The sequence below is a fragment of the Marinobacter salexigens genome (genome assembly GCF_018860765.1).
In the GTDB taxonomy this organism is placed as follows: domain Bacteria; phylum Pseudomonadota; class Gammaproteobacteria; order Pseudomonadales; family Oleiphilaceae; genus Marinobacter; species Marinobacter salexigens_A.
In genome coordinates this window covers 67,704-87,166 of the sequence record NZ_JAHKPV010000007.1, presented here as the reverse complement: position 1 = coordinate 87,166, position 19,463 = coordinate 67,704, and the positions used below count along the sequence as shown (strand labels likewise).

Annotated in this window: 14 protein-coding genes; 4 read left to right on the top strand and 10 right to left on the bottom strand. The window is 52.6% G+C overall.

All coding sequences use genetic code 11. The features are described 5' to 3' along the window. Positions 1–131 precede the first annotated feature (131 nt). The 8 genes from KO508_RS07240 to KO508_RS07205 all read right to left on the bottom strand — a co-directional run bounded on the left by KO508_RS07240 (position 132) and on the right by KO508_RS07205 (position 8,602). Positions 132–1,010, bottom strand: a complete 879-nt coding sequence (locus tag KO508_RS07240) for an alpha/beta hydrolase (protein WP_216007686.1) — start codon at positions 1,008–1,010, stop codon at positions 132–134. Then, positions 980–2,845, bottom strand: coding sequence for an Lnb N-terminal periplasmic domain-containing protein (locus KO508_RS07235; RefSeq protein WP_216007685.1), 1,866 nt, complete (start codon positions 2,843–2,845; stop codon positions 980–982). Before KO508_RS07235 ends, KO508_RS07240 begins: the two co-directional genes overlap by 31 nt. An 85-nt stretch (positions 2,846–2,930) precedes the next feature. After that, on the bottom strand, positions 2,931–3,395 hold the full coding sequence (locus tag KO508_RS07230) for a DUF3015 domain-containing protein (RefSeq protein WP_216007684.1): 465 nt from the start codon (positions 3,393–3,395) through the stop codon (positions 2,931–2,933). Positions 3,396–3,663: 268 nt separating this feature from the next. Next, positions 3,664–4,365 (bottom strand): ABC transporter ATP-binding protein, encoded by a 702-nt coding sequence (locus KO508_RS07225; RefSeq protein WP_216007725.1) that lies wholly within the window; start codon positions 4,363–4,365, stop codon positions 3,664–3,666. An 8-nt stretch (positions 4,366–4,373) separates the two neighbouring features. Then, positions 4,374–5,129 (bottom strand): high-affinity branched-chain amino acid ABC transporter ATP-binding protein LivG, encoded by a 756-nt coding sequence (gene livG, locus KO508_RS07220; RefSeq protein WP_216007683.1) that lies wholly within the window; start codon positions 5,127–5,129, stop codon positions 4,374–4,376. A gap of 6 nt (positions 5,130–5,135) precedes the next feature. Continuing rightward, a complete protein-coding gene (livM, locus tag KO508_RS07215) occupies positions 5,136–6,407 on the bottom strand; it encodes a high-affinity branched-chain amino acid ABC transporter permease LivM (protein WP_216007682.1) in 1,272 nt (423 codons plus the stop codon). Then, on the bottom strand, positions 6,407–7,330 hold the full coding sequence (livH, locus tag KO508_RS07210) for a high-affinity branched-chain amino acid ABC transporter permease LivH (RefSeq protein ID WP_200362041.1): 924 nt from the start codon (positions 7,328–7,330) through the stop codon (positions 6,407–6,409). The genes livM and livH overlap by 1 nt, the downstream gene beginning before the upstream one ends. A gap of 159 nt (positions 7,331–7,489) precedes the next feature. Then, positions 7,490–8,602 (bottom strand): branched-chain amino acid ABC transporter substrate-binding protein, encoded by a 1,113-nt coding sequence (locus tag KO508_RS07205; protein ID WP_216007681.1) that lies wholly within the window; start codon positions 8,600–8,602, stop codon positions 7,490–7,492. Positions 8,603–8,936: 334 nt separating this feature from the next. On the opposite strand from KO508_RS07205, the gene KO508_RS07200 reads away from it, so the two are divergent. Then, positions 8,937–9,431 (top strand): MarR family winged helix-turn-helix transcriptional regulator, encoded by a 495-nt coding sequence (locus tag KO508_RS07200; RefSeq protein ID WP_200362039.1) that lies wholly within the window; start codon positions 8,937–8,939, stop codon positions 9,429–9,431. Positions 9,432–9,450: 19 nt separating this feature from the next. Here the strand turns inward: KO508_RS07200 and lon are convergent, their stop codons facing one another. Further along, the gene (lon, locus tag KO508_RS07195; protein ID WP_216007680.1) at positions 9,451–11,907 is read right to left on the bottom strand and encodes an endopeptidase La; all 2,457 of its coding nucleotides are present in this window, start codon (positions 11,905–11,907) and stop codon (positions 9,451–9,453) included. A gap of 166 nt (positions 11,908–12,073) precedes the next feature. Between lon and trxA the strand changes: the two genes are divergently transcribed. Continuing rightward, the gene (gene trxA, locus KO508_RS07190; RefSeq protein WP_216007679.1) at positions 12,074–12,937 is read left to right on the top strand and encodes a thioredoxin; all 864 of its coding nucleotides are present in this window, start codon (positions 12,074–12,076) and stop codon (positions 12,935–12,937) included. Positions 12,938–13,017: 80 nt separating this feature from the next. Here the strand turns inward: trxA and KO508_RS07185 are convergent, their stop codons facing one another. Further along, positions 13,018–14,382: a KamA family radical SAM protein gene (locus KO508_RS07185; RefSeq protein ID WP_216007678.1), complete on the bottom strand. Its 1,365-nt coding sequence runs from the start codon at positions 14,380–14,382 to the stop codon at positions 13,018–13,020. Positions 14,383–15,061: 679 nt separating this feature from the next. Between KO508_RS07185 and aceE the strand changes: the two genes are divergently transcribed. Continuing rightward, a complete protein-coding gene (gene aceE, locus KO508_RS07180; protein ID WP_216007677.1) occupies positions 15,062–17,725 on the top strand; it encodes a pyruvate dehydrogenase (acetyl-transferring), homodimeric type in 2,664 nt (887 codons plus the stop codon). A gap of 10 nt (positions 17,726–17,735) precedes the next feature. After that, positions 17,736–19,403, top strand: coding sequence for a dihydrolipoyllysine-residue acetyltransferase (gene aceF / locus KO508_RS07175; RefSeq protein WP_216007676.1), 1,668 nt, complete (start codon positions 17,736–17,738; stop codon positions 19,401–19,403). The last annotated feature ends 60 nt before the right edge of the window (positions 19,404–19,463 follow it).

Here is a 19,463-nt window from a genome sequence, read left to right as displayed (position 1 = left end):
ATGTGCGCTTGTTTCGGGCCATCCTTGGCCCTCTACAGTTTTGAAAAGCCTTGCCCGACGAGTGCTCCTACATCTCAGAGGCTTGCAAGAAAAAGGACCAGAAGTGATGTCGCAACGGGTCAATGAGCCTTTCAACGCCCTTCCAAAAACTCCAGGACCGCATTCTTGTAAGCCGGAATGATGAACGTCGCTGCGTGGCCTGTGTCCGTCTGCAGGAATCGCTTTGGCTCATCAGCGGCTTCGTAGAGGTCTCGGCCGTGGTGGAAGGGGATTATTCCGTCGCGAACGCTGTGGATGACCATAACCGGTACGGGGCTGATGTTGGCTATCTGGTCTATGCCTTCGTATTCGTCTGGGATGGTCCAGCTGAGGGGTATCTGGAGCGGCCAAGTTAGCCAGAAGTTGGAGAGTTTTTCTCTGGCTATGCCACGGAAGCCTGAGAAGGTGCCATCGAGGATGATGCCGGTGAGTTCCGGGGTTTCGTTGCGTTGTACCCATTCGCTGGCGAGGGTCAGGCCAAGGGCGCCGCCCAGACTTTGGCCGAGAAGAAAGGTTGGTGTGTTCTGGGTATCTGTTTTGGTTGCGAGCCAGCGTAGGCCGATTTCAGAGTCGTGGAGTGCGCCTTCTATGTCGGGTGCGCCGGTGGACTTGCCGTAGCCCCGGTAGTCGATGGTGAAGACATTGTAGCCTTCTGCGGGCAGCCAGGCGATGTTGAGGAGGTGGCTGCTGATGTTCTGGGCATTTCCATGAAGAAAGTAGATCGTGCCTTTGGGGTCGCCTAGGGCGGGTAACCACCAGCCGTGCAAGGTTTCTTCATCGGCTGTTTCAAGGAAGATGTTTTCGTAGGTTAGGTTGAGGCGGTCTGGGGTTATGTAGGTGTTCTTGTCCGGAAAGAAGAACAGGCTGCTGCAGCCGCTTTGCAGTAGGGCTGCGGCTGAGAGTAGCAGGGCCAGTAAGGGTGTTTTTATTCGGCCTGATTTTAGAAGTACGCGTGGAGTCCGGCTTTCCATGTGCTCTGGTACCTGTCGTAGTGTTCTTCGCGGGTAAATTCGGCGAATAGGCTGAATTCTCGACCGATGTGCCAGTTGCCTTTGGCGTACACCTGATCCTGCCGATGTTGGCTGCTGACAATCCAGGCTTTGGTTTTAGCCCCGGCGGTCAGGCTGAAGTAATTGTTTTGGTGAAGTAAACCGATGTCTGCCCCGGGGGCTGCATCGTAGCCATGGCGCAGGTCGTCGTCGATTTCGAGATCTGCAGTGGCAATGGCGAAGGCTTGGGTGTGTTGGCCTAGACTCCAACTTCCGCCGGTTCCGCCTTCCAAGTAGGGCGTAAGAACCCTTTTGTAGCCGGTGTCAGTGCGTCGACCACCAAAGCCAACCTGCCATGATAATGGCGAGAAAAATGCGTTTCTGGGGCTTAGGGAGCGAATCTCTACGCCGACGAGTTGTTCGAGTTGTAGCTCGTCGTTGTCGGTGTAATAGCGCGCATCCATACGAAAAAACTGCAATTGGGCGCCGCTTCGGTACCCAGCGGGTGGATCAAGGATGTCGTGATAAGCCGGTCGGAAGGTGAGTTGGTTAAACCCGCGGTGTGCAAGTTGTCCGGCGCTTAAGCTTATACGGAATGTATCATGGCCCTGATCATCTCTAACCTCCGGTTCCGGCGGTTTCTCAAGTGGGGCAGCGCCGTCAATTTTACTGCGCTCACGCAACAGGCTGTGGGAGAGTGGTGCAGCGAATTCTCTTGGCCAATTGTCTGCTTCGCTCTTGTAGCGCACGTAATCGTATGTGGCATCAAGCAGGTGGGCTCTTTCTTGTGAAGGTAAAGCAAGAACCTCGTTGCTGTTTGGCGCTACATAACCATTCGCGATGGCGGCAGCCAGAGTTTGATTGGGTTTTGGCAGCGCAGATAGGCTGTGGGCTACGTTGGTGGCTGCCGAAGGGCGGTAGTGCACATCAGAAACAAGCTCTTTGTCGATTACCCAGCGCACGGTATCCGACGGTATGGCATGGGTGCTGACTTCGCCCAGCAGGTCAGTGCCGGGGCGAGCAATGTCGATGAGTGCTAGCAGGCGGTAGGCGCAGTTTTCGTCAAAAAAATAGTAATCAAAATTGCGCTCCCGGATTTCCCAAGCGTGAGCCAGCATAAAGTCGACCTCTTGCTGGTTCAGGTTCAGTTTATATTCCCACAGGTCTCGATGTTCAATGTCAGAGTAGAGTCGAATTTTTTCATAGTAAGGTTGTACGGTTGTGATGCCGGGATAGCCGCCAAAAATGCCGCGGTACGCGAACATTATCTCACTGTCGTGGGCGGCCGCATCGGCTGCATAGGAAATCGTGTTTGCGAGCAGTAAGTTGGTTTTCTCGTCTTCCTGTGGCGGATCCAGCCTAAGGAAGGTATGCCCGAACATTGATGAAGGGCTGTTCAGATAAGACGCAGCAAATACTAAAGTAACGCTTTCTGTGTTTAGTGTGTTCTTCCATTCTTGATAATCCGGGCATTCTATAGCTTTGGCTGGTAAGTCAAGGTGTTTACGAAGCCAAGCATCCCGTGCTGGAAAGCGGCAACGGGCGTGGTCTGCGCCACCGCCGGGTTTTTGTATGGCCTCCAGCGTCGCTTCAAGTTCTGCCTTTGGGGAAGTTTTGCCTTTCTCGCTTAGAAAAAACTCGGAATCGTCGGCTTGGCTGGTGTGGCCGTTCCCGAACTTGTCAGGCTGATAGTGAATAAGAGTGAGCCAGGCCGGATCCAGATGGAGTGGCTCGTCCATGGCTTGAGTGTGTGCCTGCAGAGGTAAACTTATGATGAGCCAAAGCACCATTGGCCCAATGCGAAGCGTGTTGCCCATGGGTAAATGCGAGTTCCGGTCGGGAATTATTAAGCGGGGAAAGCGCGCCATCCGTGGCGCTCGGTGCATCCCTACTGTATAGCTATTAGGCCGCTACGTATTTGCTTAGCGACTCATTCTTTTCCAGCAGAGCAACAATTGCGTCTACTGCTTCACCAGAGGAGGTGTCGGAGCTTGGGAAGATAGCAGCGAAGTTATCCTGCAGAACCTTACGGAAATCACCGCGGTCTGCTGCATCAACGCCTAGAAGAACCGCTAGGGTTTCCAGGTTTTCGCCAGTGCCGCGAGACATATCGCGAGCTACTTTATCGATGTTGCTGTCCATGTACATGGCCATTGACTGTACAGACTCGTTAGTCTGGCAGCCAAGTGTGCCGGTGGTCATACCGAATGTTTGGTTGCCGAGCGTACCGTTAGTTGTTGCTGCCAATACGTGGGGGGCAATACCTGATTGTCCTTTCCAAATCATCGAGCCAACGCCGCAGCCCGGTTGAGCAAAAGCCATGGAAGAAGCACCCAGAAGAATTGCACCTGCGATCAGTTTTTTCATTATCCACTCCATTGTATATTTACAGTCGTCGCAAAATCCACATAACCAGCCCTGATGCTGGTAGTGGGGAACGGCCCTGACGGGCTCCTGTGGAGACAAGTATAAAGACCGTTGCCTTGAGTATAGTGCAGATTTGATTACGGCAAGTCTATACTTCTGCGACTATTTGATTTCGCCAGACTATTTCTTTTTTTGATGATATTCATATAAAGCTATGGTATGAAAAAGCCGGAGCATGCTCCGGCTTTCAGGTTAAACGATCACGGGGTTAGCCGCCCAAATATGCATTTTGCACATCAGGGTTGGCGAGCAAGTTTTGCCCGGTGTCGTGCAAACGTATTTTTCCGGTTTCCAGAACGTAGCCGCGATCAGCAAGGTGCAGCGCCTGGTGAGCGTTCTGCTCCACCAGAAACACGGTAATGCCCTCGTCCCGCAGCTGTCCGATAATCTCAAAAATTTGCTTGATGATTAGCGGTGCCAGCCCAAGTGACGGTTCGTCCAAGATGATCATGTTGGGGCGGCTCATCAGTGCCCGGCCTATCGCCAGCATCTGTTGTTCGCCACCAGACATGGTGCCCGCACGTTGGTGCTCTCGCTCTTTCAAGCGTGGGAACAGCTCGTAAACGTGGGCTTGGCTTTTGCGGATCTCGGTTTTGTTGTTGAAGAACCCTCCCATGTGCAGGTTTTCTTCTACCGTTAGGCCAGAGAATATACGCCGACCTTCAGGTACTATTGCCAACCCTGAGCGCATGATTTGCGCTGTGGGCTCATTGGTAATGTCTCGATCTTCCAGAAAGATGCGACCTGAGCTGGCCTGGGGCATCCCGCATACAGTCATTAGCAGGGTGGTTTTGCCAGCGCCGTTGGCTCCGATCAGCGAGACTATTTCGCCTTTGTTTACCTCAACAGAGACCCCATGCAGGGCCTCAATCTTACCGTAATGGGTGTGGACGTTTTCTAGTACAAGCATGCTCATGTTTAGGCCTCGCCCAGATAGGCTTTGATCACATCGTCGTTATGGCGAATTTCTTCCGGTGTGCCACTGGCCAGAGGGCGGCCCTGGTTGATCACGTTTATCCGGTCGGAAATATCCATTACTAGACTCATGTCGTGTTCAATTAGCACCACGGAAACGTTGTAGTCCTCTTTCAGGCTCACAATAAGCTGATTGAGTTCTTTGGTTTCCGCTGGGTTGAGGCCTGCTGCGGGCTCGTCGAGCATGAGCAGTTTAGGCTCGGTGACCATACAGCGTGCTATCTCAAGTCGCCGTTGTTGGCCGTAGGCTAAGTTGCCTGCATCCCGATTGGAGAGGTCCAGAAGACCGACGCGCTCAAGCCAATAAGCAGCGCGGTCCAAGGCACTTTGCTCGCGTTCTTTGTAGTTGGGGGTGCCAAAAAGCCCCGCAAGCATATTGGTGTTGAGGTGGCGGTGCTGGGCAACAAGCAGGTTTTCCACAACGCTCATCTGAGTGAACAAACGAACGTGCTGGAAGGTTCTCACCATGCCCAGCCGGGAAATCTTGTAATCCGGTATACCCTGAACTTCCTTGCCTTCGAAAATGATTTTGCCGCCGGAGGGCTTGTAAAAACCACTCATGCAGTTGAATACGGTGGTTTTTCCTGCGCCGTTGGGGCCAATAATGGAAACAATTTCCCGTTCTTGAACGTCCAGAGAAACGCCGTCTACCGCCAGAAGGCCACCGAAGCGCATGGACAGATTTTTTACTTCAAGCATTGTCTGTCACCCCTGCTTATTCAGTGTGATGTGGATACGACGCATGGGTAGCAGACCCTGTGGTCTCCAAACCATCATCAGAACCATGGCAGCGCCGAAGATCAGCATGCGGTATTCGGAAAACTCCCGCGCCAACTCTGGCAAGATGGTAACCGCAATAGCCGCCAATATGACGCCAAGCTGCGACCCCATGCCCCCCAGAACGACAATCGCCAGAATAATGGCGGATTCTAGGAATACAAAGGATTCCGGGCTAATAAAGCCTTGCTTGGAGGCAAACACGGTGCCAGCAAAGCCAGCAAAGAATGCACCGATGGTGAATGCAGAGAGCTTGACGGCAGTGCGGCTGAGGCCGAGAGAGCGAGCTGCGATTTCATCTTCGCGCAAGGCTTCCCAGGCGCGGCCTACGGGCATGCGCATGAAGCGACGGATGATCAATGCAGTGATAACGGCGAGCACCAAAGCGATCAGGTACAAAAAGATAACTTTATGTTCGCCGCTGTAGGCAATGCCAAAGGTCTCGTGGAAGGAGGTGTTGCCTTCTTCCTTAATGCGCCGGCCAAACTCCATACCAAACAACGTCGGCTCCGGAATGCCACCGATGCCGTTGGGGCCGCCGGTGAGGGTTGTCCAGTTGTTGAGCAGGATGCGGATGATCTCGCCGAAGCCCAGCGTAACAATCGCTAGATAGTCCCCCCTGAGGCGTAAAACCGGGAAGCCCAGAATCATGCCGGTTAACCCTGCTAGTAACGCACCGATGGGCAAGGCCATCCAGAACGAAATGCCGGTGTATTGTGACAGCAGGGCGAAGGTGTAAGCACCCACTGCATAGAAGGCTACATAGCCTAGATCGAGCAGGCCAGCGAGGCCGACAACTACGTTGAGGCCGAGCGCGAGCATGATGTAGATCAGAACCAACGTAGCTAGATCCACCGAGCCCCGCGACACAACAAAGGGCCAGAACAGGGCAAGAACCACAATGCCGGTGAGCACCCAGGATTCGAGCTTAACTCGCTTGGATTGCTCCATGGGTTCTTTATCGGCCAAAGGGTTGAGCTTTGGTAATTTGCCCAGCAGGCCCATGAACGAGTCACGGTAGGCCTGAAATACAAAGACCGCCACAGCCGCCAGAATAACGGCAACGATCGTTGAGGTTTTGGCTCCTGTGAGCTCGATGTTGACGCCCTTGGCTTCCAAGTTGAAACCAAGAATAGGGAACGAAATAATCAGCGTGACAATGGCGCAAAAAAGCGCATGTCTGTAATTGTTAGCAGCCATCAGATCTTCTCAACCTCCGGTTTGCCGAGTAGGCCCGTGGGTTTGAACAGCAAAATGAGGATCAGCAATCCAAAGGAGACGACGTCTTTATACTCACCGCTGAGATAGCCGGAAGTCATGCTTTCCGAGACGCCGAGAATCAAACCGCCGAGCATGGCGCCAGGGATGCTGCCGATGCCACCGAGCACGGCTGCCGTGAAGGCTTTGAGCCCTGCGATAAAGCCGAATAGAGGGTCGATTGAGCCGTAATACATGCCAAGAAGCAGGCCTGCAACCGCCGCCAATGAGGCCCCGATGATAAAGGTTGCAGAGATAATGCGGTTGGTATCAATGCCCAGTAGGCTTGCCATGCCGAGATCTTGCGACACTGCCCGGCAGGCGCGACCCGTGCGGGAGCGCGAGATGAATAGCGAAAGCGCAGTCATACAAACTAATGTGGTCACGAAAATCGTGATCTGCATGTAAGACAGCGACATTTCGAACGCGCCGTCAGCGCTAAAGTTGAAACCACCTTCAATTAACGCAGGAAAACCGATATTGCGGGAACCCTGTGCCAAATGAACATAGTTTTGTAAGAAGATAGACATGCCGATTGCGGAAATCAGTGGAATCAGGCGGTGCCGGCCACGCACAGGGCGATAGGCAACACGTTCCACGGCCCAGCCCATAGAGCTGGAAACGATCATGGCGCACAACAGCGCAACAATCAGAATCAAAGGTAACCAGGCAAGACCAAGGGCAGTCAGGCCGGTAATAGCGATAAGCGCAGTGTATGCGCCAATCATATAGATCTCACCATGGGCAAAGTTAATCATGCCGATGATGCCGTATACCATCGTATAACCGATGGCGATCAGGGCATAAGCGCTTCCGATCGTCAGCCCATTAATGAGCTGTTGAGAGAAGTATAGGAGGTCTTGCATTGTTGTTTGACTCCAGAGGCCTGCCCCCTCCTCTGCACACGCCAAACACAGGATAACTGTGAAGAGCAAATGACAGACTCAGCAGGGGCCTAGAAAAACACCTTCTCCCGGATCGCGGTGAGAAGGTGCTCTCATGATTACCGTTTATTAACGATTGGCTTAGTTTACCGGAGTTTTGCTGCCATCTGAATGCCATTCGTACACAACAAACTCAAATGACTTCATGTCGCCAGCCTTGTCATATTGCACATTGCCGATAGGTGTTTCAAAGCTGCCGCTGCGAAGGGCTGCAGCAACGTCGAACGGGTCTTTGGAATCCGCGGCTTCAATACCTTGGGCAACCAGCTGGACTGCAGCATAGGAGGTCAGCACGAACGGTCCGGAAGGATCTTCGCCTTTGTCTTCAAAGGCTTTAACCAGACTCTTGTTTTCGGCTTTTTGGTCAAAGCTTGGTGGCAAGGTTACCAGAAGGCCTTCTGATGCTTCGCCGGCAATGGTGTTGATATCCTTGTTGCCAACGCCTTCAGGGCCCATAAATTTGGCGTCAAGGTCTGCCTGACGCGCTTGGCGCAGAATCAGACCCAGTTCTGGGTGATAGCCGCCAAAGTACACGTAATCCACATCAGCTTGTTTGAGCTTGGTGACCAGCGAGGAGAAATCCTTGTCGCCAGCGGTGATGCCCTCAAACATAGCAATTTCGACGCCTTTGTCTTTTAGCGTGTCGCGCACTGCGGTGGCGATACCTTCACCGTACTGCTGTTTGTCGTGGACAACCGCAACTCGCTTAGGATTTTGGCTCGCAATGTAGTCGCCAGCCACGGGGCCTTGCATGCTATCTAGGCCGATGGTGCGGAAAACCAGCTCATAACCACGCTCTGTGATTTCAGGGCTGGTCGAAGCAGGCGTAATCATCAGAATGCCTTCGTCTTCATAAATATCGGACGCGGGCTGGGTAGAGCTTGAGCAAAGATGGCCGATGACATATTGAACGCCATCGTTTACCAATCGGTTTGCCACAGTAACGGCTTGCTTGGGATCGCACACGTCGTCGTATTCAACGGCGACGAGCTTTTCGCCCATCACGCCGCCATTCGCGTTGATCTGCTGGATAGCCATGCGAGCGCCGGAGAACTGCATGTCACCATACTGGGCAACGGGGCCAGTCATTGGGCCTGCAATACCGATCTGGATATCCGCTGCGGCGTGGCCGGCACCCAGAAGGGCGACAGAGGTGCTGATGGCGGTTACGATTTTTTTCAGTGAAGTTGTCATTGAGTCTGTCCTGTTAGGTTCAGGGTTATTCTTATGTTCTCAGAAAGCTAAACAAACACTACACATCCAGCGTTGTCAAGCTAGCCCGAGGTTTCTTTGATCATTTAACATTGGCGACACAATCGTCGCAGATGTCGGGATGATCTATGAGGTTAGTGTGCGGAAGCTTTTGTTGACGTGCAACTTTTCGAGGGTCAGAACGAAAAAATGTAACCTGAGTGATTCGCTACTAGGGAATACCGCTACTCGTATCTGCTTGCATTCGCGGGTGCGAAGACCTCTAATGGTTAGAGGTGTAAATACGGGGCGGTGACCCCACTGGAGTAGTCGTACAGTGAACAATTATGAGCATGTTTTGGTAGCACTTCGGCGTGTTATCCGGGCAACAGATCTTCATTCCAAGCGTCTTAGCAAAAATGCCGGTCTTACCGGCCCGCAACTTTTGATTATGCGAACCATCCGAGAGTTAGGCGAAGTTACTATCGGCACTATCGCCGACAAAGTAAGCTTAAGTCAGGCCACGGTGACCACAATTCTCGATCGTCTTGAGCATCGGCAGCTGGTTTACCGTGTTCGCAGCACGCAAGATAAGCGCAAGGTTCATGCGCACCTAACCGAGAGCGGTGCAGACATACTTTCCCGTGCACCGAATCCCTTGCAAGAAGACTTCATCAAGAAGTTCCAAAGCCTTCATGAATGGGAGCAGAACATGATTCTGGCCTCGCTTCAGCGTGTCGCCAATATGATGGACGCTGACGATATTGATGCCTCACCTGTTCTGGATGTAGGGCCGGTTTTGAAGGACGACGGCTGGAAAGAAAAGGCCTGAGCCTTTTCTTTCCAGCGTTCTAGTGCACAGACGACCCAGTTTTTGGTTTGTTTCCGAAGCAGACCTGAAACACATCGTTATAATGCCGAGCGAAGTTAACTGTAAGGCCTTCTTTGAGGTAATCTGGCAGCTCTTCATAGTCCCCGCGGTTTGCTTCCGGAAGAATCAGGTTGTTGATTTTTTGCCGACGGGCCGCTATGACCTTTTCCCGTATACCTCCCACTGGTAGCACCTGCCCTGTAAGGGTTAGCTCTCCGGTCATCGCTGTATTCTGCTGAGGCGCCTCTCGACGAGCAATTGAGAGCAGTGCGGTTGCCATGGTAACGCCAGCGCTGGGGCCGTCTTTTGGAGTTGCGCCTTCCGGCACATGGAGGTGTACAAACGACTTGTCGAAAAATCCGGGGTCGCCTTTGAATCGTTTCAGGTTCGAGGAAACATAGCTGTGTGCAATCTCTGCCGACTCTTTCATCACATCGCCAAGCTGCCCGGTTAGCTTGAAACCGCGCTGACTTGAATGGATGCGCGAGGCCTCTATACTCAAGGTCGCACCGCCCATGGACGTCCATGCAAGTCCGGTTACTACCCCCACGCCTTTGAGAGACTTCTCTTTGCGGAATGCTGGTTGGCCCAGATATTCCTGCAAGTCGGATACGCCGACTTTTACCGGCTCGTCGGGGGATTCCAGCAGTTTTACAATGCCTTTGCGCATGACCTTGTGAAGCATCTTTTCCAGATTTCGCACACCAGCTTCCCGAGCATAGCCTTCGATAATCTGGCGAATAGCGGCATCGGTAATGTTGAACTGCTTTTTAAGTAGCCCGGCTCGTTTCAATAGGCGTGGCAATAGATGGTGCTTTGCAATGGCCAGTTTTTCCTCGCCGATATAGCCCGATAGCCGGATAACATCCATTCGATCCAGTAGGGGGCGGGGAATGGTGTCGAGCTGATTGGCCGTGCAAATGAATAGCACCTTGGACAAATCCATGCGTACATCGAGATAGTGATCCAGAAACTCTTTGTTCTGCTCTGGATCCAGAGTTTCTAGAAGCGCGGAGGCTGGGTCGCCCTGATAGGAGGTGCCGATCTTATCGATTTCGTCCAGCATGATCACAGGGTTTGCCACCTTGGTATCTTTAAGGGCCTGCACGAACTTGCCCGGCATGGCGCCAATGTAGGTGCGTCTGTGGCCTTTTATTTCTGCCTCATCGCGCATACCGCCCACACTAAAGCGATAGAACTTCCGCCCTAGTGCGTCCGCAACTGAGTGGCCAATGGACGTTTTACCCACGCCCGGCGGGCCTACCAGCAGTAAGATCGAGCCGCTGACTTCGCCCTTAAAAGTACCTTCGGCGAGAAACTCAATAATGCGGTCTTTCACATCATCAAGGCCGTCGTGGTCGCGGTTTAGAATGCTGCGAGCTTTTGCCAGGTCAAACTGGTCGTCAGAGTGCTGGCCCCAAGGCACCTGCGTAATCCAGTCCAGATAATTGCGGGTGACGCCGTATTCAGGCGAGCCCTGCTCCAGAATCTGTAATTTCTGCAGTTCTTCGTCAAAGCGTTCCTGAACGGCCTCGGGTGGGCTCAGTTCTGCCATGCGTGCTTCAAAGCGCTCAGCATCCGCCGTTTTATCGTCTTTCGACATACCCAGCTCGCGCTGGATAACCTTGAGTTGTTCTTTTAGGAAGAAGTCGCGTTGATGTTTCTGAACTTTTTCGTTCACCTCTTCACTGATCTCGGATTGCAGTCGCGCTACTTCAAGCTCTTTGCGCATCAACAGCAGCACTTTTTCCATGCGGCGGAGCAGGGGGACCGTATTCAATACGCTTTGCAGTTCCGAACCGGGAGCGCTGGTCATGGAGGCGCCAAAGTCGGTCAGTGGGGAGCTGTCTTCAGGGCCGAAGCGTGAAAGGTATTGTTTGACCTCCTCACCATACAAGGGGTTAGTGCGCAGCAGCTCTTTAATGGCGCTGATGATGGCGAGTGTATAAGCTTTGGTTTCATCTGCGTCTTCTTCTGGCTCCTGCGGGTACTCCACTTCAACCAAATAGGGTGGCTTTCGGCGCAGCCATTGCACAATGCGGAAACGCTGCAGGCCTTGGGCAATAAACTGGACATTGCCGTCTTTATTCTGGGCATGGTGCACCCGTACCGCACAGCCTATGGTTGCCAGTTCATCGCTCTCGGGTATGCTCTGGCCGGGGTTGTGGCCATCGACAAAACAGATGCCGAGCATCTTATGGTCTGTCTCGCCAACGCGTTTTAGCGTTTCCTGCCAGGGGTTTTGGTTAACCACAACAGGCTGCACTTGTGCCGGGAAGAATGGTCGGTTTGATACGGGCAACACGTACATTTGTTTGGGTCGAGATTGCTCTGGTAGGGCGAGCTCTTTGCTGTGTTCGTTTTTTCCAATGTACTCGGTAATGTCTTCCTCGAACTCTTCCAGCGAGTCGTTGCCGTTGCCGTTGTCGTGATTCATGCCGTATCTGCTTCCTGATAGGAGGAGTGTCTCACCACTACCTAGAGCCTAAACTTATATTTTCAAGCGCAGAGGACTATTAAAGGCCTGATCTGGTGCTCTTGAATTTCCAGGCCACACCCCCCATCTAGGCTTCAATCAATTACGAACATTTTAGGTGCCCAACATGAGCAGCTCTCCCCATATTTTTGAAGCCACCATGGAAAACTTCCAGCAAGAGGTGATGGACGCCTCTTCGTCTGCGCCTGTGCTTGTCGATGTGTGGGCGGAATGGTGCGCGCCCTGCAAACAGCTTATGCCCTTGCTGGAAAAACTGGCGAATGAGTATCAGGGTGCGTTCCGCCTTGCGAAGGTCAATGCGGATGAGCAGGAGCAGCTGACTTCCAGCCTAGGCGTTCGCAGCTTGCCGACCGTTATTTTGGTGAAGGATGGCCAAGCGGTAGATGGCTTTAACGGCGCCTTGCCGGAGAGCGAAATCCGCAAAGTGTTGGAGAAGCATGTGCAACTACCGGAGGAAGACCCTTACGAAAAGGCGCATCGCATTTGGGATGAGGGTGATATCGACGGTGCGCTCGAAATTCTGTCGGACATGAACCAGAAAGATCCTGAGAACCTGAAAGTGCTGATCGATCTTGCTCAACTGAAAGCTGAAAACGGCGATATCGAAACTGCGGAGCAGGTGCTCGAAAGCCTGCCGCCGGAGGAAAAGCTGCAACATCAGGCGAAACAGTTGGCTGCCAGAATCAAGTTCTTGAAACAGTCCGCAGAGCTCCCTCCCGTGAAGGATTTAGAGATGGCGCTGGAGCAGGATCCGAAGGACCCTAACGCGTTGCACCTGTTAGCGCTTCATAACGTTTTGCAGGAAAAAAATGCGGAAGCGATGGAGTTGCTGATTCGGCTTATGCGAGTCGATAGCAAATACAAAGACGAAGTGGCGAAAATCACGCTGGTTGAGCTGTTCGAGAAGCTGGGGAATAACAACCCGGATGTGCGTACCTATCGACGTAAGCTTTATACGCTGATGCACTGATTGGCGGCGAACGCGGTTGTTTAAGTATCACTAAAAAAGCCGGGGGTTACCCGGCTTTTTTAGTGGTGAGAGGATCAGGGTCAGCCATTACCCTTTTGCATTTCTTCAAATTCATCCTCAAAGAAGAATTTTTCCTCCCCGAAGGCGGGCTCTAGCTCATGCAGCCAAGTGGCTGTTTCGCTGTATTTGGCAAAGAATGGGCGCTGTACCCAGTCTGGGTTGCGGCCTTGCAAAAAGCGCAGCACAAACACCTTCTCGCCATTCACTTCGGTAATACCTTGAACTTCTACCTTGCCGGGGCCAGCACTCATGCTTGGGCCGCGGGCAGTGCGGGCCAAGCCGCTGACTTTTTTCATGGCTTCGCGGTAAATGTTAAAGGCTTCTGCCAAGGGCACTTCAAAGTAGTTCTTGGCGCCGGTGTCCCGCTCTACAAACATGTAGTAGGGAATGATGCCGAGCTGAACTTCCTTCTTCCATAGTTTGGCCCAGGCGTCTGCATCGTCGTTCACGTGTTTGATTAGTGGGCCTTGTGCGCGGATTTCTGCGCCGGTTGACCGGATGCGGCGTATGGCCTCTTCGGCAATATCGGTAGTGATTTCCTGCCAGTGGTTGTAGTGGGCCATAATCGCAATGTGTTTGCCTGCATCCACAAGCTTGGCGAACAGATCAATCAGCTCATCTGCATCTTTGTCGGTTACAAAGCGGTATGGCCAGAAGGTAAGGGCTTTGGTGCCGATGCGAATGGTTTGGATGTGGTCGAACTCTGGCTGCAATAAGGGTTCAAGATACTGAGTCAGGCTCTTGGTTTTCATTACCATGGGGTCGCCACCGGTCACCAGCAAGTCGGTTACTTCGGTGTGTTCCTGCAGGTAGCCGTGTAGCTTGTCTGCTTCGGTGCTCGACATTTTTAGGTCTTTGTCGCCGACAAATTGCGCCCAGCGGAAACAGAAGGTGCAATAAGAGTGGCAGGTCTGGCCCTGAGCCGGGAAGAAAAGCACGGTCTCGCGATACTTGTGTTGTACGCCATCGAGCACCTCGCCTTCCAGTTCCGGCATGTTCATTTCCATCTGGCCAGCCGGATGAGGGTTCAGTTCATCGCGGATCTCTTTGGCGACGGCTTGAATATCCTTCTTCTCGGCACCGTCCCGGTGCATCTGGGCCATGCGTTCAAAGTGTTCGTCCTTGAGCATGCCTTTTTGCGGGAAAACCAACTGGTAGATGGGGTCGTTGGGCACTTTGTCCCAGTTGATCAGTTCGTTGATGACATACTCGTTCACCCGAAAGGGCAGCACGCTGGCCACTACTTTCATCTCAAACAGAGTCTCTTCTGGGAGGTTCTGAATGATCTCGATTTTGTCTAGCTGGCGGTCTGTATAAACCTTGAAGCGTCGTTCCTCGAATTCTGTGGTGGGAATCCGGTTAGGGAAGGTGACGATAGAGTTCATGGTTCGCCCTCTGTAGTTGAAAGACTGAAATGGCAGGAGGGTGTTATTAACGCCGCTCCGATGGTCAAAAAATGGGCAGGCGAGTATACATAAATAATTGTTTAGTTTCAGGTCTAATTAAAAAAGTGTGTCGAAAAGTGGAGGGTGTATTCTTTGTGTTTTTTAACCAATTGAATTTAAAGATGAATTTTTCCGTCTACCCCATGACGTGTTGAGATAGGATCGTTTAGCGCGGTAACAAAAAGCGATTTTTTCGCGACTAAGACGTTGGTCGGAGTCCAGTTGTTTGGTGTTCTGAAAAAAGGCACTATTGCGTAACTAATCGTAAATATTTTCGTGTTTTACTAGGTTGCTTCACATTTCAATCCTTTTTCTTAGTGGATATGTAGTAAAAATCCTACGAGTTTTTGTTCTGAGTATAGAGTTTTGATGGGGCTGAGGTGGCAAGTTGGCTACACCATGGCGGCAGGCAGTAAAAGTGCAAAAGCTGTTCTATGCTTGGTGAATAAGGTTTGAGCAATACGGCGTTGTGAACAATAGAGAGTGTCGTTGACTAACACGCTGCAGCGAAGGCTGCTCACATTGAAAAAGTTGTCGTTGTCGCAGCTTTATTTTTACCGCATGCGCAGATGCCAAGATCGGTAACTGCTGCATTTTTGAATGCGAAGGGGGAGGTTTGATGTACCAGGATGATGATCCCATTGAAACGAGCGAATGGCTTGATGCACTTGAGTCGCTCATGGAGCACGAGGGTATAGATCGGGTTAAGTACATTCTGGAGCGCCTGTCTGAGCGCGCTAGCCGGGATGGTACCGAGTTGCCTTACTCCATTACGACTCCGTTCCGAAACACCATACCGGATACTCAGGAAGCACGGATGCCGGGCGACCTCTTTATGGAGCGCAGGATTCGTTCGTTGATTCGTTGGAACGCCATGGCCATGGTTGTGCGCGCTAACAAGCGCCCGGGCGATCTGGGCGGTCACATTTCCACCTTTTCGTCTGCCGCCACACTCTATGATGTAGGCTTCAACTACTTTTTTCATGGTGGTGATGAAAAGCGCGAATCAGATCTGGTTTATTTTCAAGGCCATGCTTCGCCGGGTAATTATGCTCGATCTTTTCTAGAAGGCCGGTTTACCGAAGATCAGCTTGATAAATACCGTGAGGAAGTGGACGGCGATGGCCTTTCCTCCTATCCGCACCCCTGGTTGATGCCAGACTACTGGCAGTTCCCTACCGTATCTATGGGTCTTGGGCCGATTCAGGCCATTTATCAGGCCCACGTAATGAAGTACCTCGACAGCCGCGAACTTGTTGAAATGGGTGATCGTAAGGTTTGGTGTTTTGTCGGTGACGGCGAGACCGACGAGCCAGAAACTCTCGGATGTATATCGAAGGCTGGCCGGGAAAATCTGGACAATCTGGTGTTCGTGGTGAACTGCAACCTGCAGCGTTTGGATGGACCGGTGCGGGGTAATGGCAAGATTATTCAGGAGTTGGAAGGCTCATTCCGTGGGGCTGGCTGGAATGTTATCAAGGTCGTTTGGGGTCGCGTGTGGGACACCCTATTTGATCAGGACGAAAATGGAGTTATGCAGCGCGCCATGGACGAGATCTGTGATGGTGACCTGCAAAACTTCACGCACAACGGCCCGGCATATACCCGCAAGCATTTTTTTGGGAAGTACCCCCAGCTGGCAAAGTTAGTCGAAGACTGGACTGACGAGGATATCAACAAGCTCAACCGTGGTGGTCACGACCCGTACAAAGTGTACGCCGCTTATAAAAAGGCGATGACGGAGTCGAACGGAAAACCAACGGTGATTCTTGCCCATACCATTAAAGGCTATGGTTTTGGCGCGGCGGGCGAGTCCCAGAACACGGCCCACTCATTGAAGAAGCTGGATATTGAAACCCTCAAGGCGTTCCGTGACCGCTTTGCGATCCCGCTGAAAGACGAAGAGCTCGAAGACGTTCCTTATTACCGCCCTGCGCCAGACAGCCCCGAGTTGGTGTATATGAACAAGCGCCGACAGGAACTCGGCGGCTTCTATCCCCGGCGCCGCAAGGATTGTCAGCCACTCAAGATACCCGAGTTGGATATTTTCAAGCAGGTTCTGGAAGGTTCGAATGGTCGGGAAATTTCCACAACCATGGCTTTTGTGAGGGTGTTGGGTGCACTGGTCAAAGACAAGCGTATTGGCAAGCGCATAGTGCCAATAGTGCCAGACGAAGCTCGCACCTTCGGTATGGAAGGTATGTTCCGCCAGTTGGGTATCTACACCTCCGAGGGTCAGAAATATGTGCCTCAGGATCGTGAGCAGATCATGTATTACCGTGAGGACAAAAAAGGCCAGATTCTTCAGGAAGGCATCAACGAAGGGGGTGCCATGGCCGCGTGGATGGCTGCCGCTACCTCCTATAGCAACAACAACTTCCCGCTGATCCCCTTCTACGCCTTCTACTCTATGTTTGGTTTCCAGCGGGTAGGAGACTTGGCCTGGGCTTCAGGCGACATGCAAGCTCGCGGTTTCCTGATTGGTGGTACGGCAGGGCGTACTACGCTGAATGGCGAAGGCTTGCAGCATCAGGATGGGCACAGCCATGTTCTGGCGAACACCATTCCCAACTGTAAGGCTTACGATCCGGCCTACGGCTATGAGATGGCCGTGATAATCCACCATGGTATGAAGGAGATGTTTGAAGCGAATAAAAACGTTTTCTATTACATCACCATGGAAAACGAGAACTATGAACAGCCAGCCATGCCCAAGGGCAGTGAAGATTCCATTATCAAGGGCATGTACAAGTTCGAGTCTGTGGAAGTAAAAGGTGGCAAGAAAAAGCTGCGCGTTCAGTTGCTGGGCGCTGGTGCAATTCTTAATGAAGTGCGAGCCGCAGCTCAGATGCTGAAAGACGACTGGGGCGTTGCCTCGGATGTCTGGAGTGTGACCAGCTTTAACGAGCTTGCCCGCGATGGCCAGCACGTTGAGCGCTGGAACCTGCTGCACCCAGATGACAAGCCCCGCAAAGCCTTCGTTACTCAGTGCTTGGAAAAACAGGCGGGGCCGGTGGTTTCTTCTACGGATTACATCAAACTGCACTCCGAGCAGTTGCGGGCGTTTATCCCGAAAACGTTCTTGACTCTGGGAACCGATGGCTTTGGCCGCAGTGATACCCGGGAGAAACTGCGGAGTTTCTTCGAGATAGACCGCTATTACGTAACGGTAGCCGCCCTGTCGGCCTTGGCCAAAGATGGTGAAGTTAAGGAAGAGCAGGTTCTTGAAGCCATGCGCAAGTACGGTATCGATCGCAATAAAACGAACCCGGCGCACTGCTAAGGAGACCGTCATGAGTGAACAGGAAATCAAGGTTCCCGATCTTGGCGGGGCAGATGAAGTTGAGATAATTGATGTTTTGGTCAGTGTTGGCGATTCGGTTGAGGCGGAGGATTCGATCCTTACAGTTGAAACTGACAAAGCCTCCGTAGACTTGCCTTCCCCCGGTGCTGGCAAAATCACCAAACTTAGTGTGAAGGTGGGGGACAAGGTTAAAGAAGGTGATGTGGTGGCGATGATGGTCGCTGGCGGTGCCTCGGATGATGACTCCAGCGATGAGCCGGAAGATAAAGCGGAGAGTGAATCCGGCTCCGAAGCGCAGTCTGAGCCTGAAGAGAGCAAACCTGCACCGAAGAAAAAATCCGGCGGCTCACGTAAGGAAACTGTTCTGGTGCCGCCTCTAGACGGAATGGAAGACGTACCGGTTATCGAGATCAACGTGGCAGAGGGCGATACCATTGAGGTTGATGAGCCTCTGGTGACGGTTGAATCCGATAAAGCGTCTATGGAAATTCCGTCGCCCTACGCTGGCAAGGTGGTCAAGATTTTGGTGGCTGAGGGCGACAAGTTGTCTGAAGGCGACAAGCTTTTGGAACTGACGGTTGTGGACGATGGCAATGAGGAGGACGAGGAGAGCGAGGCGAAGAGTGAAGCGCCTGCAACTGACTCCAGCGAAGGTTCAAAGCCAGAGCCTAAGGTAGAAAAGCAGTCGCAGAAAGAGCCAGAAGCTCAGTCGCAAAGCTCGACCTATGAGCCTCCTTCACCGGGGGCCAAAGTTCACGCTGGCCCTGCCGTGCGTAAGCTGGCCCGTGAGCTGGGTGCAGACATGACTCGCATCAAGGGGTCCGGCCCTAAAAGCCGGATTCTGAAAGACGATGTGAATAGTTATGTAAAACATCAACTGCAACAGACCCAGCAAGGGAGCGTGGGGGCGACCTCTGGCTCCGGAATACCGGCGGTGAAACTACCGGACTTCAGCAAGTTCGGGGACATTGAAAAAGAGCCAATGTCGCGGATGATGGCGGTTACGGCCACCAATATGCAGCGCAGTTGGCTGAACGTGCCTCACGTTACTCAGTTTGAAGATGCGGATATCACTGACATGGAGGCGTTCCGCAAATCCCAGAAAACGGCAGGTGAGAAAAAAGGCGTGAAGATGACGCCTCTGCCGTTCATTCTGAAAGCTTGTGCAACCGCACTGGCTGAGCTGCCGCAGTTTAACGTGTCTCTGGATTTGGAGCGCAAAGAGGTGGTTCGCAAGAAGTACATTCATATTGGTATTGCTGTCGATACGCCGAACGGGCTGATGGTTCCGGTGATTCGCGATGTGGATCAGAAGGGGCTTTGGGATTTGGCGGCAGAAAGTGCCGAGCTTGCCCAGAAAGCGCGGGACAAGGAGTTGAAGCCGGCAGACATGCAGGGTGCCTGTTTTACTATTACCAGTCTTGGTGGTATTGGGGGTACGGCATTTACGCCGATTGTGAATACACCGGAGGTGGCGATTCTCGGGGTTTCCAGAGCGGCCATGAAGCCGGTGTGGGATGGTGGTGAGTTTCAGCCTAGGCTGATGCTGCCTTTGTCTTTATCCTACGATCACCGGGCGGTGAACGGTGCTGATGCGGCGCGGTTTACCTCGTTGCTTAGTCAACTGCTTGGGGATATTCGTACCCTGCTACTTTGATAGCCGGTAGATTCGTCCCCAGCCTTTAAGGCTTGGGGCGGCGAGAGGCGGGCAATACAA

Coding starts and splice junctions, on each gene's coding strand:
- KO508_RS07240 (WP_216007686.1), bottom strand. CDS start 1,010: ATGGAAAGCCGGACTCCACGCGTACTTCTAAAATCAGGCCGAATAAAA.
- KO508_RS07235 (WP_216007685.1), bottom strand. CDS start 2,845: ATGGGCAACACGCTTCGCATTGGGCCAATGGTGCTTTGGCTCATCATA.
- KO508_RS07230 (WP_216007684.1), bottom strand. CDS start 3,395: ATGAAAAAACTGATCGCAGGTGCAATTCTTCTGGGTGCTTCTTCCATG.
- KO508_RS07225 (WP_216007725.1), bottom strand. CDS start 4,365: ATGCTTGTACTAGAAAACGTCCACACCCATTACGGTAAGATTGAGGCC.
- livG (WP_216007683.1), bottom strand. CDS start 5,129: ATGCTTGAAGTAAAAAATCTGTCCATGCGCTTCGGTGGCCTTCTGGCG.
- livM (WP_216007682.1), bottom strand. CDS start 6,407: ATGGCTGCTAACAATTACAGACATGCGCTTTTTTGCGCCATTGTCACG.
- livH (WP_200362041.1), bottom strand. CDS start 7,330: ATGCAAGACCTCCTATACTTCTCTCAACAGCTCATTAATGGGCTGACG.
- KO508_RS07205 (WP_216007681.1), bottom strand. CDS start 8,602: ATGACAACTTCACTGAAAAAAATCGTAACCGCCATCAGCACCTCTGTC.
- lon (WP_216007680.1), bottom strand. CDS start 11,907: ATGAATCACGACAACGGCAACGGCAACGACTCGCTGGAAGAGTTCGAG.
- trxA (WP_216007679.1), top strand. CDS start 12,074: ATGAGCAGCTCTCCCCATATTTTTGAAGCCACCATGGAAAACTTCCAG.
- KO508_RS07185 (WP_216007678.1), bottom strand. CDS start 14,382: ATGAACTCTATCGTCACCTTCCCTAACCGGATTCCCACCACAGAATTC.
- aceE (WP_216007677.1), top strand. CDS start 15,062: ATGTACCAGGATGATGATCCCATTGAAACGAGCGAATGGCTTGATGCA.
- aceF (WP_216007676.1), top strand. CDS start 17,736: ATGAGTGAACAGGAAATCAAGGTTCCCGATCTTGGCGGGGCAGATGAA.